The organism is Ruegeria sp. AF8, assembly GCF_056541825.1.
This window is the reverse complement of the sequence record NZ_JBQFYW010000020.1, coordinates 38,860-58,362: the sequence shown is the minus strand read 5'-3', so window position 1 is coordinate 58,362 and position 19,503 is coordinate 38,860. Positions and strand designations below refer to the sequence as shown.

The 19,503-nt window shown below is 53.6% G+C and carries 17 protein-coding genes; 5 read left to right on the top strand and 12 right to left on the bottom strand.

The window, feature by feature from the left end; translation table 11 throughout:
• Nucleotides 1-6: 6 nt before the first annotated feature.
• From ACR0AO_RS21435 to ACR0AO_RS21420, 4 genes are all read right to left on the bottom strand, one after another.
• Complete coding sequence (locus tag ACR0AO_RS21435) at nucleotides 7-522, bottom strand: lytic transglycosylase domain-containing protein (RefSeq protein WP_480608319.1); 516 nt, start codon at nucleotides 520-522, stop codon at nucleotides 7-9.
• 128 nt (nucleotides 523-650) lie between these two features.
• Nucleotides 651-2,087, bottom strand: a complete 1,437-nt coding sequence (locus ACR0AO_RS21430) for a DUF1173 family protein (RefSeq protein ID WP_480608317.1) — start codon at nucleotides 2,085-2,087, stop codon at nucleotides 651-653.
• 575 nt (nucleotides 2,088-2,662) lie between these two features.
• Nucleotides 2,663-3,076, bottom strand: coding sequence for a thermonuclease family protein (locus ACR0AO_RS21425; protein ID WP_480608314.1), 414 nt, complete (start codon nucleotides 3,074-3,076; stop codon nucleotides 2,663-2,665).
• Between the two features lie 117 nt (nucleotides 3,077-3,193).
• Nucleotides 3,194-3,547, bottom strand: coding sequence for a hypothetical protein (locus tag ACR0AO_RS21420; protein WP_170717111.1), 354 nt, complete (start codon nucleotides 3,545-3,547; stop codon nucleotides 3,194-3,196).
• Between the two features lie 388 nt (nucleotides 3,548-3,935).
• Between ACR0AO_RS21420 and ACR0AO_RS21415 the strand changes: the two genes are divergently transcribed.
• Nucleotides 3,936-4,487, top strand: coding sequence for a hypothetical protein (locus ACR0AO_RS21415; RefSeq protein ID WP_480608310.1), 552 nt, complete (start codon nucleotides 3,936-3,938; stop codon nucleotides 4,485-4,487).
• 46 nt (nucleotides 4,488-4,533) lie between these two features.
• Here the strand turns inward: ACR0AO_RS21415 and ACR0AO_RS21410 are convergent, their stop codons facing one another.
• Together ACR0AO_RS21410 and ACR0AO_RS21405 are read right to left on the bottom strand one after the other, a co-directional pair.
• The gene (locus tag ACR0AO_RS21410; protein WP_480608307.1) at nucleotides 4,534-5,517 is read right to left on the bottom strand and encodes an alpha/beta hydrolase; all 984 of its coding nucleotides are present in this window, start codon (nucleotides 5,515-5,517) and stop codon (nucleotides 4,534-4,536) included.
• Entirely contained in the window at nucleotides 5,510-7,144 is a 1,635-nt protein-coding gene (locus ACR0AO_RS21405; RefSeq protein ID WP_480608304.1) for an RcgA family putative transporter, read from the bottom strand. Before ACR0AO_RS21405 ends, ACR0AO_RS21410 begins: the two co-directional genes overlap by 8 nt.
• A gap of 210 nt (nucleotides 7,145-7,354) precedes the next feature.
• Here ACR0AO_RS21405 and ACR0AO_RS21400 point away from each other — a divergent pair, with 210 nt between their 5' ends.
• Nucleotides 7,355-7,537 (top strand): hypothetical protein, encoded by a 183-nt coding sequence (locus ACR0AO_RS21400; RefSeq protein WP_480608302.1) that lies wholly within the window; start codon nucleotides 7,355-7,357, stop codon nucleotides 7,535-7,537.
• A gap of 420 nt (nucleotides 7,538-7,957) precedes the next feature.
• Here ACR0AO_RS21400 and ACR0AO_RS21395 read toward each other — a convergent pair whose 3' ends face one another.
• The 6 genes from ACR0AO_RS21395 to ACR0AO_RS21370 form a co-directional block, all read right to left on the bottom strand.
• Nucleotides 7,958-8,743, bottom strand: a complete 786-nt coding sequence (locus ACR0AO_RS21395) for an alpha/beta fold hydrolase (protein WP_480608299.1) — start codon at nucleotides 8,741-8,743, stop codon at nucleotides 7,958-7,960.
• Between the two features lie 35 nt (nucleotides 8,744-8,778).
• Nucleotides 8,779-10,722, bottom strand: a complete 1,944-nt coding sequence (locus ACR0AO_RS21390; protein ID WP_480608298.1) for an acyl CoA:acetate/3-ketoacid CoA transferase — start codon at nucleotides 10,720-10,722, stop codon at nucleotides 8,779-8,781.
• Between the two features lie 27 nt (nucleotides 10,723-10,749).
• Entirely contained in the window at nucleotides 10,750-12,465 is a 1,716-nt protein-coding gene (locus tag ACR0AO_RS21385; RefSeq protein WP_480608296.1) for a PHA/PHB synthase family protein, read from the bottom strand.
• A 152-nt stretch (nucleotides 12,466-12,617) separates the two neighbouring features.
• Complete coding sequence (locus ACR0AO_RS21380; protein WP_480608293.1) at nucleotides 12,618-13,988, bottom strand: TRAP transporter large permease; 1,371 nt, start codon at nucleotides 13,986-13,988, stop codon at nucleotides 12,618-12,620.
• 18 nt (nucleotides 13,989-14,006) lie between these two features.
• Entirely contained in the window at nucleotides 14,007-14,612 is a 606-nt protein-coding gene (locus ACR0AO_RS21375; protein WP_480608291.1) for a TRAP transporter small permease subunit, read from the bottom strand.
• Between the two features lie 32 nt (nucleotides 14,613-14,644).
• Nucleotides 14,645-15,727, bottom strand: coding sequence for a TRAP transporter substrate-binding protein (locus ACR0AO_RS21370; protein ID WP_480608288.1), 1,083 nt, complete (start codon nucleotides 15,725-15,727; stop codon nucleotides 14,645-14,647).
• 140 nt (nucleotides 15,728-15,867) lie between these two features.
• Between ACR0AO_RS21370 and ACR0AO_RS21365 the strand changes: the two genes are divergently transcribed.
• The 3 genes from ACR0AO_RS21365 (at nucleotide 15,868) to mmsB (ending at nucleotide 19,327) form a co-directional block, all read left to right on the top strand.
• Nucleotides 15,868-16,761, top strand: coding sequence for a LysR family transcriptional regulator (locus ACR0AO_RS21365; protein WP_480608285.1), 894 nt, complete (start codon nucleotides 15,868-15,870; stop codon nucleotides 16,759-16,761).
• A 145-nt stretch (nucleotides 16,762-16,906) separates the two neighbouring features.
• A complete protein-coding gene (locus ACR0AO_RS21360) occupies nucleotides 16,907-18,421 on the top strand; it encodes a CoA-acylating methylmalonate-semialdehyde dehydrogenase (protein ID WP_480608282.1) in 1,515 nt (504 codons plus the stop codon).
• A 9-nt stretch (nucleotides 18,422-18,430) separates the two neighbouring features.
• Nucleotides 18,431-19,327 (top strand): 3-hydroxyisobutyrate dehydrogenase, encoded by an 897-nt coding sequence (gene mmsB / locus ACR0AO_RS21355; RefSeq protein ID WP_480608279.1) that lies wholly within the window; start codon nucleotides 18,431-18,433, stop codon nucleotides 19,325-19,327.
• Nucleotides 19,328-19,503 lie beyond the last annotated feature (176 nt).

Here is a 19,503-nt window from a genome sequence, read left to right as displayed (position 1 = left end):
AGAGGATCAGGCGTCGGGCGGCAGCCCGGCCCCTTCGAGAACGGTTGCGACGTAGTGGGTGGTCTCCGAATAGGGCGGGACGCCTTCATAGCGTTCCACGGCACCAGGTCCGGCGTTGTATGCGGCCAGCGCCAGCCGCCATGTGCCAAATTTCAGGAACATGGCTTTGAGATACCGCGCGCCGCCATCGAGGTTTTGCACCGGGTCATGCGGATCGACGCCAAGAGCCGCGGCGGTGGGTGGCATCAGCTGCGCCAATCCCAGTGCGCCTTTGGGGCTGACCGCTTTCGCATTCCAGCGGCTTTCCTGATGGACCAGCGCATGAAACAGCGTCACCGGAACACCGTGGCGTTTGGCGGCGCGTTCCGCTTCAGCTGCCCACTCGCCTTTGGCACGCGGGATTGCGTTCCTTGAGACGACCTGTTCAGAATTGCCGCCATCCTCATAGTGCAAGCAAACCATTGCACCTGCCCGGAATGCGGGTTCCAGGCAGGTGCGGGCGGGGGCGGTCGCGCAGAGCAAGCGCCCTCCACTCAGCAGCGGGCCATTACGGCTCGCGCAAATTGCGGCCTCGTCGTTCTGCGCATGGGCAGACGATGCGAGTGCTGCGATAAAAGGGAGGCTAATCAGCAACGGTTTGAACACGTTTTTCATGTGGGCCGACTGTTCTTTTGTGACATTGCGGAGGTTGAAGTAGGGGGAGCTTGCTGGTCGAACCCCATCCCAAATGTAGTTTGATTAGCATCCCTCTCCGTCGCGACATCGTCCTGTCGGCGGGGAGGGACTCCATAGGCGTCCTCGGGATCTCTTTTGGCCACGTTTTGACCGTCTGCACTGCCTACAGTTTCGCCCACGTGCCCCTCCGGTGTTCGTGAGTGATGGCTCGAGAGGGACGCGCCACGATGCGGGAACGGGCTCATCGGCCTATCGTCAAACCAGCACCAGCTCGCATACCGGCCTTCTTCAGAGGCTTTGGTGAGAAGTGCCAGCGCCCCGGCATCGTCGGGGTTGTCTGCAACAAAGACGGCAATAGGATCTGCCGTGTCCAGCAGTACGGCGGAGGCGATTGGCGCATCAGCAGGTAGGTTGAACCGCATCTGTTTCTGGAAGGCACGGGACTGTTCGGTCAGCGCATTCAGCACCTCCAACTCGCGCAACCCTTCAAACGGAATCCAGTTCTCCGTCACCAGCATCATTCCGATTTCATGCAGAACCGGATAACCCGCTTTGGCGATAGAAAAGCTGGCGATCAGGATGGCATGGCCGGACCCCATCGCTTCAAGGAGCCGCAATTGATCCCCAAACACCTTGTCGAACTTCGCGGCCAGATCGGCGTCCGCGAAGAACGCGCAGTCAGGCGCATGTTTAAAAATGAAGCGCGCGCCATGGGCGGTAGGTTCCATACCCTTGTATTCCGCGATCACGAGGCCAAGCGGGGTTGCGCCGCGCCCGGCATGACGCAGGTTTGCAAAGACTTGGTTCCGTCTGGCGGCGATCTGGGGCTTGTCGTCGAGTTTGAAAAATTCCGGGACATAGAGGATGCGGGCCAGATCCTGACCCTTGACGATCTTCGCCGCCGCAGCCCGGCGCAGGGCATGATGGATCACACCCCAGAACCGCTTTCCTTCCATTCTCGGATACCATTTGTCCAGTTCCGCCTCATGCCAAAGGAAGTGCAGAACGCTTGTGATCGTCAGCTTGCGTGGCGCGGCCTTGGCCTCGGTTGGCTTTGCGCCTGTCTGTTCCGGGGCGGTCCGGCTTTTGCTGTTCTTGCGCAGCGGAAAACCCAGTTTAAGTGTGGTGGTGCCATCGTCAGGATCTTCGGTGATGGCCGTCGCATGGATCTGCGCCAGTCCCGACAATTCCTCGGGTGGCAGGAATGACGGGCAACCGACTGCGTGATCGGGCCCGGTGCCGGGCATACGTTTGACGATGAACCTGCCGCCAACGGCAGCGACATACATGGGTGGCGCCGGAACCCGACATCGGCATTCAACGCGATCACCGGATTTGTGTGCCTGTGACAGGCAGGTTTGACCTGTTGCACTATCGGGGTTAAGCGGCTTCTGCCAGAGATAGAGAGTCAAGGGCTTGGCCTTTCATCTCTTTGGTGCGGCGGCTTCTCGGCTTTGGTCTGAACATTGAGTGAGCAGCCGCCGCTTCCATTATTCTGCACTGCGCGCGAACACGACTGGCGGGCGTGGGCATACTCTCGGATCAGTAATTGCCGGGGCGCTGCCGGTCGACATCCTTCGGTTGGGCCAACGCGTAGAACAGCTGTATTCAGAGTTCGCAAAGGGTCAGCACTACTGACGTAATTAACATAAAACGGATTACGCGGGGCGCAACCGCCCGCCGTTTTGGCCAATATTGACATCTTGCAATCTTCGGAACCCGATAGAGGCTTCAAAGCTGGCCGAGGCGTGTGCTGGTCTACGGAAGTCAATGTGATTGACTCCGCCGCTATGCTGTCCTTTTTAGGAACAGCATCGGGGTTTGCTGTTTTCTTCATCGTTACGGTTTTCTCTTGATGCGCGAGAATTGCCCCGGATGGCTTTGGGGCGTCTCTGGCCCTGTCAGTTGTTGGCGCAACCGACAGGGCCGTTAACTGCTCGATTTAGTTCTCTTCCTCCTGCTGCATTCTAGTTTCCAGTCTTTCAGCTCATGCGCACCAGGACCGGCGTTTGCCGCCCCAGTATTCTCGCGCGAGACCCTCAGAAATGAGGATCTTGGCAACATTGCGTCCATCTACCTGACCGACCGCCAGGAAGCGGCCGTGCCTGTCGACGTCGTCTTCGATTTCGAGGTTAATGTGCCCGGCTGTTTGGATGAGTTCAGTAAGCCGGATCTTGGCTTTCAAACCCAACGCTTTTTCGGCGGCACACTGCGGTTTGTAGGTTTCGGGCGCATCGAAACCCACAAGACGATAGCTGTCACGGCCATAGTCAATTGTATCGCCGTCGACGATGATCACGTCGGAAGCTGATACCTTCAATGTCGATTTCCGATACCCGACCAGATCCGCCAGGATCGCCGCACCGACCAGCAATGCTATCAAAGAAAGAGCCACTTTCATCCGGCTTGCCCTCCCGTCGGAATAGCAAAACCAGACTGGTGAGAGGCTCGACCCAAATTGCCCATTAGCAGGGCCTTACTACTCCGGTTCTCGGAACGAACTGAAGGCAGTGCGACGTCAGTCCTCGTCTTCTTCCTTGTCGAAATCCAGGTTGATCTGCCCCCGCACACCATCTGTCGTGATGGTGAGGTCGTTGTGGAGAGTAATGTCGCTGCCCTGCCTAAACCGGCTGTGAAAATTGAAGAGACCCGGAAACAGTGACAGTCTTCTGGGCACAACCCCTTGGGACGTTGCCCTCTCGGAGATGAGGACGTTGTCCTTACCGTCATAGCGGTAAATGCAAATATATTGCGGACGTCCATTTTGCCCCAGCTCGACTAGGTCATACCGAAACTCATAGTCCTTACCTGATGCATCAAGGTCTCGTGCTTCACCTTGGGTGATCAATGGAAAGTTCTTTCTGTGCGGCATGGTCGTCCCCCTATAGGACGACTTCTTGCATTCTTTCGAATTCTCCGAAAGTTCTGATCTGGTAATTTCAATACTGCAAAATTTAAAATTTGCAAAACAGAAAATATGATGATCTAACTTTTTTGCAGAAATCAGCGCAAACGATCCACGAAATCACGTTGCTCGAAAGGACCACACCATGTTTCGACCGAAGCTACTGGGATGCACATCTGCCATCGCTCTTGGATTCACCGCTCCGGCTTACGCCTACCCAATCGACTGTGCGATTTTCTTATGCCTTGCTGGAGGGTGGCCCAGTTCACCAGATTGCAATGCCGCTCGAGCCGAGTTCATCCGGCGTATCACCCCCCTGCCGGTCGAACCGCCGCTTCAACTCTGGCGATGCCCAATGGGCGTGACTTCTGGTTCTGCCGACATGTCACCCATGCAGCGCCTCGATGCCATCAAATCATCAAGTGCCAACCCGCTTCCTGAATTTCCCGGGACATACGGCAAGACCCCTCAAGTTATAGATGTCACTTACTCTCAAGAGTCTTGGTCGTCGCTCGATGTCTCTGATACCTTGGAATTGGTGCCGCTTGGAACAAGCGAAAAACCGTTGGCAACTGTCGGCGCCGGTTCCCCTGCCCTCTCTGAGCCCACGTTGGCAAACGTGAATCTATCAACTCCTGATTTCGATGTAGTCCGATCCATACGGGTGTGGCACGTCCGTCACTACAGCTACAAAGTGCGGGAACGCGAAGGGCCTTGCGAAACCCGTTTGGAAATGGATGTCGGATCGTACGACGAAAACGCCAGTTTCGGCTGGTCCGATCGCTCGCCTGGCCCGCGTCCTGCGTGGCTACCTTTGCGGCGACAATGTCCGAGCTACTACCGCGGTGTTGGTGTGGAATGGTCGGACAGTTTTGGCCGCTACGACTATGTGCTCGTGCCATACTAGCGAACACACACAGTAGCTATCTGAGCGCGGCCAGAACACGGCAGGCCTACGAGGTCGGCGCTATCGGCATGTCTTTGTTTGTTGAGCCGAAAAGCTCACAAATTTGAGCCAACACGTTTTCGCGAACACTTGGAACCTCATACAAGACGTCGTGTCTTGCGTTTTGCATCAGCTCCAATTTCCCATTGGGCCAACGTGCCATTCTGTCCTTGATTGCGGGGATTGCGACGATTTCGTCCTCAGCGCCACAGAACGTGAGACACGGAATGCTAGGAGACTTCAGCTTAGAAAGTGCTCGAGTTTCTTTGAGGGCTTGGAACAACCAAGACATACTTGGTCCGCCGATCTGCTGGTCAGGCAGAGATTCCGAAACGTTCCGATAATACTGGTACATATCAGGGTCATGCGTCAGCCGATTGTCATCAAAATCCGTTGTCAGCACATAGCTTTCCCCGCGCGTGCCGGGAGCATAGGTGTCACCTTTCCCGAGCGTTTGAAAGGCCCATGACAATGGCCAAGCGCCGAGCCGCTGCAATACCGGGAGATTGATGTCCCACAAGGGGGCTGTGAAAGCACAGGCTGAAACTGCCAGACCTTCGATAATTGCTCGCAGGCCGACACATGCGCCTAGAGAGTGCCCAATGAGGTACCATGGCTGCGGCAGATTGAGAGACTTAGCCGCTTCTATCGCGGCCGCGACATCTTTCTGGTAGTCAACGAACCTGACAACATGTCCAATCATCGGATCTTCGGTGAGCCTGTCGGAAAGTCCCTGGCCGCGCCAATCAACAGCGAAGGCAGTGTAACCAGCGCGATGTAGATATTCGACGGTGCGCCCGTATTTTTCGATGTTTTCCGTTCTCCCCTGGAACAGAAAGACGGTGCCCTTAGATGGTTCCTCAGCTGCCCAGTGGGCCACCCGGAGACGAGCATTGTCATCAGCAAAAACCCAGAAGGCGCGCACATTGGATGGGCCTTCCGCGACTTTGGGATGAATGGGGGCTTCGTCCAAAACATTCGTCTTAAGCATCTAGTTTTCTCGTTTTTGTTGAGATCAGCCGACCTAAGGAGGGGCGTGTAAGGAAGCATGCGGCCAAGATCAGGGCGGTAATCATAAGGATTGCGAAGCCGGGAAACATACCAATTAGCAAATAGGTCACCGTCAACAGGAGCAGGATCCCGTACATCGCCATCAAGGATAAACTTTCCGCTTTCTCGCCGTTCAGCAGGCCTAGGCTGGTAACCGCTTTACGTATTCTGGCCGTGCAGATCACAAACACTGCGAAAATCACAAGCAGACAGAAGAAGCTGTAGTAGAAACCCGGCACATTCTGATGGAAGCCGTATCCGTTCAAATGCGGACCGCTACTCCGAAAAAGAGTTAGCAGATCGGCCGCCAGCCAACCGATGATGTCCCCACCGTCGGAGAGCAGGAAGCTGGCCTGAAGCTTCATCAAAATAGTGATCATCAAGCCCAAAGAACAACACCGGAAAACCCCAACGATCAGGCCGTTGCCGATCCTCGTAGCGTTTCTTCGCTTTTCTTCAGCCCCGTCGTGTGCGAGGCCCGAAGAAAAATCGACGAAATCGTCGGTGAGCGTATAGAGGACGATCAGGCCGGCAAAGAACAGATAGGACCCAAAAGCATTCAGCAGAAAGACAAGCCCGGAGAACACAATGGCGTTCGGAACTGAAACCAGATCAGGTTGGAAGATCGCAATTCTTCCCCAGTCGACCGGCCAGTTCCCGGCATCCCCAGTCAGCAACGGGATCATATGTGTTTCCATCCAGTTGAAAGCCGAGGCTATCAAAACGGTCACAACAAATACCGCCCAATACACATAGGACAGCGTCGCAACCCTGCTTGCCCAACTTGTTTGTGGTGGCGTTGAAATGGACCTCATCACCAAGTCAGGTCGCCATTCTTCTTTCCACTGCTTTAGCAGATTGATCAACACGGCGAAGTAGATTGGCAGAAGTACAAGGAAAACAACATTCCAATTTGGGGCCCACAAAAAACCGACTTGCTTTGTGGTTCCGGACGGAAGTGCGAATAGAATGCTGTGGATGTTTAATGAAAACGACATCAGCCCCAAAGCGGTAGCAGCAGCGAATACCACGGCAGGCAAGCCCAATGACGAATGAGTGCTGAACATCGCTTCCGTTCGACCGGCCAGTCCAGGGATCCTCTTTGCATCCGTTGACATATGGTGTTTCGCCGTATTCACAAACGCATCTTGATCGCCGCCTCTGGAAGTGCCCTCAGAGAGGTTCGCTTCGCGTTTTTTAGCACTCCGCATCTCTCGTCGCTTTGCTGCCAAACGCCTGTTGGCGGTATTGAGTTCTGCCCTCCACGCGGTGATGGCGTCAGGATCGTCACAGCCGAATACGCGCGCCAACCAGTAAATGTTGTCTGCGCTGATGCCTTTGTCATTGTCCTGAAACCAATGCTGAACGGTTCGAAGGTCTACACCCGTTTTATTGGAATCGAATTGCGAGATTGTGCTGGCAAGAAGTTCTGGCGTCCAGGAGCCGACGGGCAATCCGTTCTGGTCAGTCGGTAGACCAGCGCCGACAGACATCAAATACTTAAAGAGCTCTTTGATGTCGTTGCCGTTTTTCGGCGGAGGAACAAAATATTTCCCGCGCTTGATCAATGGCTTCCACGCTTTCGTTTCGTTCCATTTCGTCCTGTGTCGTTTCGTTTCGTGTGATTGTCAACGAGCCATGATATTCATCTATAAGTTGAGCAATATCCCGCTTCATTTCCTGGGGTGGGTCACAAAAATCGAACAGTGGAAGGTCCCCTACCCTTCGCTTGAAGCTGGATTTTGAGAAATGGACCTGCTGGATACCAAGGAACGAAAATGCAAACACAGCAACCAAACGAGCGCGCGAAAAGAGGCGAGCCGATCATTGAGGTACAGGACGCCGATACGGGCAAAACAGTGGTGCTCGTCTATGCTTGGAACAACGGACAGGTAAGCGTCGCATCTAACAATGGGTTGAAGGTGGTAGAGCTTTCTCCCTCGGCGCGCCTTCGTCTTTGAGAAACTGGTCCATTTGGCGGCTGCAACGGTAAGAGGCGCTAATTGCACATAATTTCGCTTCTGCGGTTTTGGCTATTTTTCATAACCATAGTTATCGGCCCCGCAGACTGCGAACGTGCGCTTGGCCAAGTCTATGCCAAAAATATGTATATTTTCCATTGTGTTATCCTCCCTATCGCGACCATTCTAGGTCACTCCGGTTCAATTGCGAACCGGCAGGAGGGGCATCCAATCCATCACCTTATCAGCAGCATTTGTGTGCGCCGGAGCGCGCTACCCTGAAGTGCGACGCCTAATAGAAAACAATGTGTTATCTAATGGGAGAACATCGCATCATAGCCGTTTGAACACAAATGTCGCTCGCGAACGCCGGAAGATGGAGAACTGATTGCCCGCACTCTTCGAAGGCAAGAAATCCTATCATCGATCCAGAAAGCCAGCTACAAGCCCACCAATTTCAACCCTACGAGAATACATCAACAGATGCCCGGCTTGGAAAACTTCAAGCTCGGCGTTGGGAATCCTGTGAGCCAAGAGAAATTGATTAGCAGCTGGGATGAGCCCATCGAATAACCCGCAAATCACTTGGGTTGGCTGGCCAAGTCGATGTAGCCACCCAAGGCTTGTCCAGGAGCACATCGCGGCGACCTGGCCCATATAGCCATCGTAGGAAGGCGCAATGCTGTTCTTTGAGTACTCCTCAAAAAGCCCGGGCGATGTGATTGCCTCCCCCCCATACATAAGAGGCCCGATGAAGTTCCCGTACTTTCTGCTGGAGTACCTGAGTGGAAACATGATCTCCAAAAGTGCGATCGGGGTTCCCCACCAACTGGCCACGCCACCTGCGGACGTCACGGCTAAAATGAGCCTTCTACATGAGTGAGGGTCGTCGAAGGCCAGCTGCTGCGCAACACTTCCACCCCATGAAATCCCCAGCACATCATACTCATCTATGCTCAGTTTCGTAAGCAGCGCTTTGGCAACGTTCGCGTGCTCAGGTATCGTCAAGGGTGTTCGAGGAACGGATGACTTGCCCACTCCAACCGCATCAAAAACAACTATAGGTCGGTCCAGAAACTGATCCAACAGTGGATACAGAATCTCAATAGCTTGACCCAATCCGTTGCATACCAACAGGGGCGGCTTGTCGCTCTTCACGTCACGAAACAGCGCGCGCACAGTGTTACCGAGGATGTCCATATACATAAACTGGCCCCCGTGTTTGCAATCGTCTATTCGTGTCACTTCTTATCCCCAGCCTCGAGCTTCTCGATGAAAGCCTGCGCTTCGCTTCTTGTTTCAAATATGTGGGGAGCAACGGTTCTTGAGAGCATTTTCCCAAGCTTCATACGCATGAAACCGCTAGTCGAATAGCGCGAAACTCTGTCGTAGTACGTGTCCTCGAGGTACTGTACCATTTCGCGGTATTCCGCGGCGACGTCTTCATCTAACCGAAATGAGCCGTAGTTGACTACGAGGTCCACTCTACGCCCGGCTGAGATGCATTTGGCTTCCAATGCCTTTCTAATTTCCGCCACATCTTCACGGCGACGGACGTGCAGGTTTTGGAGATTGACGAACAAGACGTTTCTGCGAGCGTCGTAGGAAACCCTGTCTTCTATTCGAAGGTCGAGCAATGTGCTCTTGAGGTCCATCAGTTCAGGCAAGAAGATACGACTATCCATTTTTTGGGGGTCGCGAACGATGGGCGAGAAATCCATATGTGCGAGTATGTCGGCCTCAATATCGATCCCTGGGGCAACCTCGATCAATTCAAGGCCTTCATCGGCAAGTCGAAAAACGCAGCGTTCAGTGACGTAGATGACTTGCTGGTCGTGCTCAGCGGCTACTCGTCCATTGAACGTCACTTGTTGTACATGATCGACAAACTTATGTGTCCGACCCTCTTCAAGAATGTTGACGTTTCCGGATTGAAACTCAACGCGCAAACCGCCCGTCGTGAAAGTTCCTGCGAAGACGAGCTTTCGTGCATTCTGGCTAATGTTTATGAATCCGCCTGCCCCGGCCAACTTGGTTCCAAATCGGCTTACATTCACGTTGCCCTCGCGGTTGCACTCCGCCATGCCAAGACAGGCAAGGTCGAGGCCGCCGCCATCGTAGAAATCAAACTGCTGATTTTGCTCGATGATCGCGTCAGCATTGATTGTAGCCCCAAAATCGCCACCGCTTGCTGGCATTCCGCCGACGGCTCCTGATTCCGCGGTCAGCGTGATATCGTCAAGGAAATTCTCCTCGGCAGCGATTGATGCTACTCCTTCGGGTATTCCAATTCCCAAGTTAACGACCCCGTTAGGCGGAAGCTCGAACGAACAACGCCGCGCAATAACCTTCCGGGCATCCAGGGGCATTGATCGAATATCTTCTATTGGTACGCATATCTCGCCAGAGTACGAAGCGGAGTAATGTGTTGAGTAAGTCTGTCGGTGGTTTTCTGGGGATGCCTTGACGATACAATCGACCAAGGCTCCCGGCACCACGACCTGACGTGAGGGGATGGAACCATGTCGGGCTATTCTTTCGACCTGCGCGATGACAATACCGCCAGAGTTCCTCGCCGCCATCGCCATTGAAAGAATGTCCAATGGCAGGGCTTCTCTTTCGCTGGAAAGGTTGCCCCACGGATCGGCCGTTGTGGCGCGAATGAATACAACGTCGACCGGAAACGCTTTGTAGAACAGAAACTGTTCTCCACCTATCGGAAGCAATTCGACGAGGTCCTCAGATGAGAAGGTGTTTACTTTTCCGCCTCCTTGGCGCGGGTCGACAAAGGTCCCGATCCCAACTTTCGAAATCGTCCCGGGTTTGCCGCCTGCGATGTCACGAATAAGATGGGTAATGATTCCCTGTGGGAGATTGTAACACTCGATCTTTCCCTCGATTGCGAGTTGGCCGAGCTTTGGCGCCAAGGCAAAGTGTCCACCGATCACGCGTTTTAGTAGCCCGTCCTTGGCCAATCGGTTGAGACCTTGCTCTCCACCATCTCCCTGTCCCGCCGCGAAGGCCAATGTCAAGTTCCTCGGGGAGCCCGTTTCCTTGAAGCGTTTTTCCAAAGCTATAATGAGCTCGTCTGGTGTTCCTGAGCCCACCAACCCCGAGGTACACAGCGTGTCCCCATCTCGGATGACAGCAACGGCGTCTTCAACCGAAACGACTTTGTTCCTCATGCTCGTCCCCGCAAGTTAAACGACAAATCAAGCATCTTGGGGAACTTCTTCCAGAACATAGCTTCCGGGCGCAGACAGAAGGGCTGGGTAATCCTTGTTGCCAGCGCTCTTGGGTGCAGCCTTTGGTTCATCCTCCGCATGCTCCGCCAACCAATCCAACCAGTGTGGCCACCAGCTCCCTTGAACTTGGGTTGCGCTGTCTCTCCATTCCAAGGCGGAAAGACTTCGATCACCGCCATGGAAATAGGTTTTCCTATTGTTTTTAGGGTGGTTGATAACAGTGCCCGAGACGTGCCCACCGTCCGTGAGTATAAACTCGGTCTCACCTCCGACCAAGTTTGTGGCCGTGTAGGATGTTGACCAGGGAACGATATGATCACCTATTGCTCCGACGAAATAACACGGAACATCAATTGCCCCTGTGTCGACGGGTTTACCCAGAACTTCCAAGGCTCCCGGTTCCTTGAGCAAGTTCTGGTGGTACATTTTCTCAATGTAGAACGCATACCATGCAGCGGGCAGATTTGACGTGTCAGCGTTCCAGAATAGAATGTCAAAGGGTGCAGGTGACTTGCCCAAAAGGTAGTTGTTGACCACGAAGCCCCAAACGGATTCGTTAACGTGCAACAGTGCCATAGCTCTTGCTATATCGCGCCCCGGAGCGATTTTGGCTGTGTCCAGACGACCTCTGTACGCAGCTATCTGAGGCTCGTCGACAAATACTTCAACGTCACCCGGGTCACTGAAGTCGATCATTGCCGAAAGGAAAGTAGCGGTTCCGACCCTGGATTTCTGCTTGGCGTCCATTATCGACAGCGCGACGGTGAGCATAGTGCCTCCGTTGCACCAGGAAAGCAGGTCAACTTTTCGGGCACGGGATATTTCTTGGCAAACAGAAAGCGCTTTGAAAATCCCTTCCTCAACATAGTCACCCCACCCGAGTTCGGCGAGTTCGGAGGTGGGGTTTCGCCAAGAAATTGCGAATACACTGTATCCTTGGTCCAACATGTATCGAACCATCGACTTCTTTTCGTTGATATCGAAGATATAGAATTTGTTGACGCAAGGCGGGACTATCAGAATTGGTCTGGCGTTCACTCGGGGAGTCCGTGGGTGATATTGGATCAGCTCGACGAGATCATTCCTGTAGACCACCGACCCCGTTGTCGTCGCCAAGTTCTTGCCGACCTCAAATGCGCTCTCATCGGTCGTGGAAATGTATCCCCTCTCGAGATCGGCTAACAGGTTTTTGAAGCCGTCGACCAGGCTTTGACCGTTGGATTCCCGTGCCAATTGAAGAGCTTCGGGGTTGGTGAGTAAGAAGTTGGTAGGAGCCAATGAGTCTGCCAAAAGGCGCGCGTAGAAGCTGATTTTTCTTTGTTCGTGGGGAGGAAGACCAAGGGAATCGGCAACTTCTACCAATGCATTGGTAGAAAGCTTGTAACTCTCCCGGAGAAATGAAAACATTCCTTCGTTCCACGACGGGTGAAGAAACCTGCGATCTTCCGCTTTTGTCGCGTCCTGTTTCGATCTAGGCAAAAAACTATCGGCCCAAGCCTTCGCTAGGCCGGATTGGAACTTTGCAGCGCTATCCATCCAAGAACTTGCTTGATCACTAGATGGGCTTGTCATTTTTTTCATGGCCTGACGAAATTCTTGGTCACCCATCGTTGCCATGAGTGGATGGGATCGCACCAAGTTTTCGACCACATCACGGTAGTTTTGACCTAGTTCCTTGTCCATTTATCCACTCCTTGTTTAAACGCCGGCTGCTCCGACGCAATGGGCAATGTTCCTCGAGAAGCAGGATCCTGAAGCGCGCGTTGACCGCGGTCTGTTCGCCTCCCTTTCGGGGTGGCCAGCGAAGCTTCCAGATCCTGCATCCCGGGAGTTGCCTAATTCCCGTAGGCGACCTTTGGCAGCCATGTGACCAACTCTGGGATTACGAAAACGAGCACCAACCCAAGCAATTGAAGCAAAATGAAGGGAATAACACCGCGGTAGATTTGCTTCACTGTCACACCTTCGGGAGCAACGCCTTTCAGGTAAAACAATGCAAAACCAACTGGTGGCGTTAGGAACGAGGTTTGCAAACAGATGGCAAAGAGGACAGTGAACCAAACGAGGTCAAAGCCAAGACTTTGAATGACGGGGCCGACCAAAGGCAGGATGATCAACGTGATCTCGATCCAGTCTAGGAAGAAGCCCAGAATGAACGTAAAGAACAGAACCGCGATCACTACGCCGCTTGGCCCGAACGGCAACCCGTGCAAAACGTCTCCGATGAGTTCATCTCCGCCGTAACCGCGGAGTACCAGGGAAAATGCCGTCGCCCCGACAAAAATTGCGAAAATGAAGGCAGTTGTTTTGGTCGTTTCACGTCCGACCTCCCGTAGTACCTTCCAATTTAGTTTTTTGTTGAACGCTGCAAGGATCAGCGTGCCAAGAGCTCCAACTCCGGACGCCTCTGTGGGAGTTGCAATGCCAAAGAAGATGGACCCAAGAACCGCGACGATCAAAAGCGCAGGTGGAATAATGGAGCCGACGGCCTTGGCCACATCTCTAAGCTCAAGAGGTTCGTCGGACGCATTCCCCGCCGGAGCATCCTGCGGTCGCACCAGTCCCCAAATGAGAATGAAGCCGATGTAAAGAAAGCCGAGCATGACACCCGGGATCAGCGCACCCATGAACAAATCGCCCACAGGAAGTCCCTGCCGATCCGCCATAAGGACGAGCATAATGCTCGGGGGAATCAAAATACCGAGCGTCCCGATCGAACAAACCGTACCGGTCGCCAATTCCGTGCGGTAACCCGCTTGCAGCATTGCTGGAAGACCCAGCAAAGCCAGCAGGACAACAGAAGCACCTATGATCCCGGTCGAAGCCGCCAAAAGAAGACCGATGACCGAGAGTGCCACGGCAAGACCACCGCGGACGCGCCCAAAGAGCTTTGCCATGTCCTTCATCAGATTTGCGGCCACGTCGGATCTATCCAACATAAGTCCCATGAAGATGAACATGGGCAGCGCAACAAGGACCCAGTTGTTCATTGTGTCCCAGATACGGTTCACAACAACAGAGGAATAGGCCCAGTCAACACCATAAAAGGACCCAGAAAATGCATCCGTATAAGTGGTTAAGAAATGTCCCAGGGCCGTGAATAGAACAGCAATGCCGCCAAGCGTCCAAGCTATGGGAAAACCCGCGAATAGCAGCCCAATGAAGCTCGCGAACATGAACGCGCAAATGATTTCAGTGATTTCCATAGTAGTTCTCCTGCGCGCTCAAGACTCGCCGTTGGAGGAGGTTTTGAGAGCCGTGGGAAACTTGAACAGCAAGCACGTGACCCTGGAAAGCCTCGCAATTGTTGCTATTCCCAAAAGGAAAAACCCAATCGCAAGCATGGACTTGATCGCCCATCGTGCGGGAAGTCCTCCAGGCGCGTCCGATGTTTCACCGAGCGCAAAAGAATGTGCAGCAAACGGTATCGCGTAATAGGTTACAAGGGCGATGAACGGCAAAAGAAAAAAGATGATCCCTACGAGCTCGACCCAGCCTTGCGCACGTAGGCTCATTCTATCGTGCAAAACATCAACCCGGACGTGATCGTCCGCCTCTAGGCAGTAGGAAAACCCGATCAGAAACCCCACCGAATAAAGGTGCCATTGGATTTCTTCGAACTCGATTCTTCCTTGCCCCAGGATGTACCGGAACGTGACGTTTGTGATGATGACGGCTAGTAGAACCAGCCAGACCCAAGAAATCTGATTTCCGATCCACCTTATCAACCTGTCCACACGCGTTGAAAACTTGGTCGGCGGCAGCCGGGTGTGATGGACGAGTTGGTCCAGTCCGACGTGCGGTATCGAGTTGTTTGATCCCGGTCCCATTTTTTCCTCCCCGGCTGCCTATTATCGATTTCTTAGAAGTTGCGTGGTAGGTAGCCGACGGAACTCCAGGCTTGGTAGTCCTCGTGGAAGGCTTGTTGGGCTTCGTAGATTCGGCGGAAACCTTCGTCTTCCGCCACCAACTCCGCAGCTACTTCACGGTAGACGTCACGAAGTTCCTGAAGCATCTCGTCGGGGAACTTGCTGACGATCACGCCGTTGGCAGCGTTTTCCATCAGTTGCGGACCTGAGAGCGCCTCCGCTCGTGCCAAGTTCTTAAGAACACCGGCTGTGCAGGCAGTGTCCACAACCGCTTTGTCCGCCGCAGTCATGCCGTCCCAGACGTCCTTGTTTACAACGAAATGAAACGCCGTGAAGGTTTGGTGCCACCCTGGGAAGTAGTTGTACTTGGCGATCTTGTAGAGACCCAGCCGAGTGTCAGCCGGGGGTGTTGCGTACTCAGTGGCATCAATCGCGCCCTTTTCCAACGCTTGGAAGAGTTCACCCCCGGGCAACATGGTGACCGAGGCTCCAACGCGCTGCAAAACCTTGCCACCAAGGCCTGCATAACGGATCTTCAAACCATCGAAGTCTTCAAGAGACGTCATCTCTTTTTGATACCAACCAGCGGTTTCTGGGCCAGTCAACCCGCAGAGAATCGGGTGGATATTGTGCTCGGCATAAAGCTCTTCACCCAGTTGCTGACCGCCTCCTTCGTACCACCAAGCCGAATACTCCTGGGGGTCAAACCCGAATGGCACGGCTGAGATCAATGGAGCCGCTGGTATCTTACCCTGGTCATACCCGAGCCATGTGTAACCAACTGAAAGTTTGCCGGCACCCACGGCTTCGGTAATCTCAAATGCAGGAATGAGTGCCTTTGGCTCGAAGATCTTCATCTGGATGTGACCATTGGTCATGGTATCGACGGTCGCTGCGACATCCACGATCTGGTCGCCGAGAGCGGTCAAACTGGTTCCGAATCCGGTGGGTACTTTCCATCGAATATCTTCGGCGCTGGCAGCACCCGAAGAAAGTGCCAAGGTTGCGCCAGCAACGATGCCAGCAGCGGCGAGCCGCGCCGCGCCTGCGATGTTGTTAGGTTGAATTGTTTGCATTTGGTTCCTCCCGTAGTGTTTCGGCGTCACGGGCTTGCTTTGCCCGAGATAGCCAAGGTGGAACGACAATATACTTGCAATTTTGCACGCAATATTGGATTTAGTGCAGATACGATCTGCATTTTTCCACAAAGAGGCCAATGTTTAACTGGGACGATCTGAAGTTTTTCTTGGAGCTTTGTCGAAAGACCAAGCTGGTTCGCGCAGCGGACACGCTGCGGGTGGACCACACTACGGTTTCGAGACGGGTCACCGCCTTGGAGGGAGCACTAGGAACAAAACTGGTCGAAAAAACTGAAAATGGATACCGGCCGACCGATGCCGGTGAAAAGCTCATCCCAATCGCAGAGCAGATAGAGAATTCCGCACTCTACCTACAAGATGACATCGGAGGTGGAGGTAGCCAGCTTTCGGGGCCTGTAAGAGTCGGAACCCCAGACGGGTTCGGCAGTTTCTTCCTGGCCCCCAACCTACCCGACCTAATATCCAAGCATCCTGGACTGGAGATAGATCTTTTAGCCGTACCCAGGTACGTGAGCCTGTCACGCCGTGAGGCAGACCTCTCAGTCACGTTGGAGCGCCCAACAACCGGGAGATTATACGCGAGAAAGCTGACCGACTACCATCTACAACTTTACGCATCCCGAGATTACCTTGAGATAAATGACCCAGTCACGCGGCGACGAGACCTACGAAAGCACACACTTATAGGCTATATCGAAGATCTGGTTTTTGCCCCCGAGCTTCGTTACATGGAAGCCGTAGGAAAGGATCTCACCGCCAGTTTTCGCTCGACGAGCCTTGTTGCGCAGCGCCAAGCAATCTTGGCCGGGGCAGGAATAGGTGTACTTCCGCGGTTCATTGCGAATGACGATGCACGCCTCGTTCCAATCCTTGGCAACGACTTTCAACTCTCTAAAACTTTTTGGTTACTGATGCACGAGGATATACGCGGTCTCGCAAGAGTTAGGGAAACTGCTGATTTCATAACCGAATGCGTTCGTTCCCAAAGAAATGTTTTCTTGGAAGAATAGCTTTCGTGTATTTTTGCAGATTGGCTCTGCAAAATATGGAGCTGATTCTGCATTTTCATAGCAATAGTCTCTTCCCGAAGCTTCGGAGCCTGAAAAAAGGAACTCCGAGTCAGATCCATCTGCAATCTATTTCGGGAGCATTTTCGTGACGCCAAGCAACCAAGACCCTATTCCGCATTTCGTCGATGGTTCGGCGTGGCCCGGCACCGGCGACCGAACCGGCAAGATCCTTAATCCCGCCACCGGAACCACACAAGGCACCGTAAGGCTTGCAAGCAAGACTGACGTTGAACACGCAATTACAGCAGCAGAGGTCGCATTCCCGGTCTGGTCCGCCGAGTCTCCAATGGCACGGGCACGTGTTCTTTACAAGTTCAGAGACCTTGTCATGGAGGAGATGGACTCACTCGCTACGACCCTTTCTCAAGAACATGGAAAAACCTTCACCGACGCGAAGGGCGATATTCAACGTGGGCTCGACGTTGTCGAATTTGCGTGTGGCATCCCACACCTTTTGAAAGGAGAAAGTTCGGACCTTGGCAAGTCCGGTATCGACATCAAATCCTATCGCGTACCTTTGGGCGTCGTATCGGGCATTACCCCGTTCAACTTCCCCGGGATGATCCCAATGTGGATGTTCGCGGTTGCGGTCGCATGCGGAAATACTTTCGTGATGAAACCATCCGAAAAGGACCCAAGCGTGCCTCTTCGGTTGGCGGCGCTATTCATCAAAGCAGGTGCACCAGCGGGCGTTTTGAACGTTGTCAACGGCGACAAAGAGGCAGTAGACACAATCCTTAACGACCCTCGAGTCAAAGCGGTGAGCTTTGTCGGTTCAACACCGATCGCCAAATACGTCTACGCAACCGCCACGGCAAATGGCAAACGTGCGCAGGCAATGGGTGGAGCAAAGAACCACGCGCTTATCATGCCCGATGCTGACATCGACTTCGTTGTCGATTCAATGGTGGGTGCTGCCTTCGGCTCCGCTGGAGAACGTTGCATGGCTCTGCCGGTTGCGGTCCCGGTTGGTCAGGCGACAGCAGACGAGTTCATCGAAAAAATTGCGCCACGTGTGCGAGACCTGTCGATTGCGCCGCCGATGGACGACAAGGACATGGGACCACTCGTCTCTCCGGAGCATCTCGCAAAGGTAAAGAACTACGTTGATATCGGCGTCGAAGAAGGAGCGAAGCTCGTCGTTGATGGACGGGACTTCAAGATGCAAATGCAAGGCTACGAAGATGGTTATTACATGGGAGGATGTCTCTTCGACGACGTGACACCGAACATGCGAATTTACAAAGAAGAGATATTTGGACCTGTTCTGTCGGTTGTTCGAGCTGAAAGCTACGACGAAGCAGCTGCGCTGCCCACGAAACATGATTACGGGAATGGTGTCGCAATATTTACCCAGGATGGTCGAATTGCACAGCACTTCTCTAACACTGTAGAAGTTGGCATGATTGGGGTAAATGTTCCCATCCCGGTCCCGCTATCCTTCCACACCTTCGGTGGTTGGAAAAACTCGGCATTTGGAGATCACAACCAGCATGGCCCTGAGGGCGTACGTTTTTATACAAAGGTGCGGACGATCACCACAAGGTGGCCCGAAGGCAAGTCGACAGGCGCCGAATTCACGATTCCAACGCATTACTAGGAGGCCAAAATGACAAAGATTGGTTTCATCGGGATCGGGAACATGGGTGGCCACATGGCCCGAAATCTGATCAAGGCTGGGCACGAAGTAACCGTGTTCGACCTTTCTCAAGCTGCACTGGATGCTATTGCTTCGGATGGCGCTATGATAGCGACCTCCGCTGGCGGTGCGGTGCGCTACTCCGAAGTAATCATAACCATGTTGCCTACAGGCAAGCATGTCGACTCGGTCTATAGGGAAGAGGTAATCCCCCATGCCCAAAAAGGAGCCATATTAATTGATAGTTCCACGATCGACGTCGAAACTAGTCGGGCAGTAAGCGATTTGGCTCAGACGAAAGGTCACTCGATGTTGGACGCGCCGGTATCCGGAGGAGTTGGTGGCGCTGAATCCGCGACCTTGACGTTCATGGTCGGAGGTGAGGAGTCCGCCTTCGCTGCCGCAAAGGAACTTCTTGGTCAAATGGGAAAGAACATCGTCTATTGCGGTGGCCCAGGCACGGGGCAGGCGGCGAAGGTTTGCAACAACATGATGCTCGGGATTCAGATGGCGAGTGTCGCTGAAGCGTTTGTACTTGCTGAGAGACTTGGCCTGGAGCATCAGAAGCTATTTGACGTGGCGAGTACGTCTTCCGGGCAATGTTGGTCACTAAATTCGTACTGCCCCGTTCCAGGACCAGTATCAACTTCGCCCGCAAACCACGACTACGAGCCAGGTTTCGCTACTGCACTTATGCTTAAGGACATGAGACTCGCACTGGATGCGGCGGCGGAGAACGGAGCAACATTGGACGTCGCGCATGCTTCTACGCTTCTATACCGAAGCTATGCTGAGGGGGGGAACAAGGAAAAGGATTTCTCTGGCATCGTGAACTTGCTTCGAGAGCGGATAACATCGATGCAGTAGATCACCCATCTACCGTGAAACCATTTTCATCGAGCAGATGAGAGAATGGGAAAGTGGCAAGTTTGGCGCGCATACTGATCTGCTTTCCCATTTCATTTAGTTTAGGGGCTGTGGCAGCTTGGGCGTAACTAAATGCCAAGCGACATGAGTTTGGGGGTATCCTTGCAGCGACATCA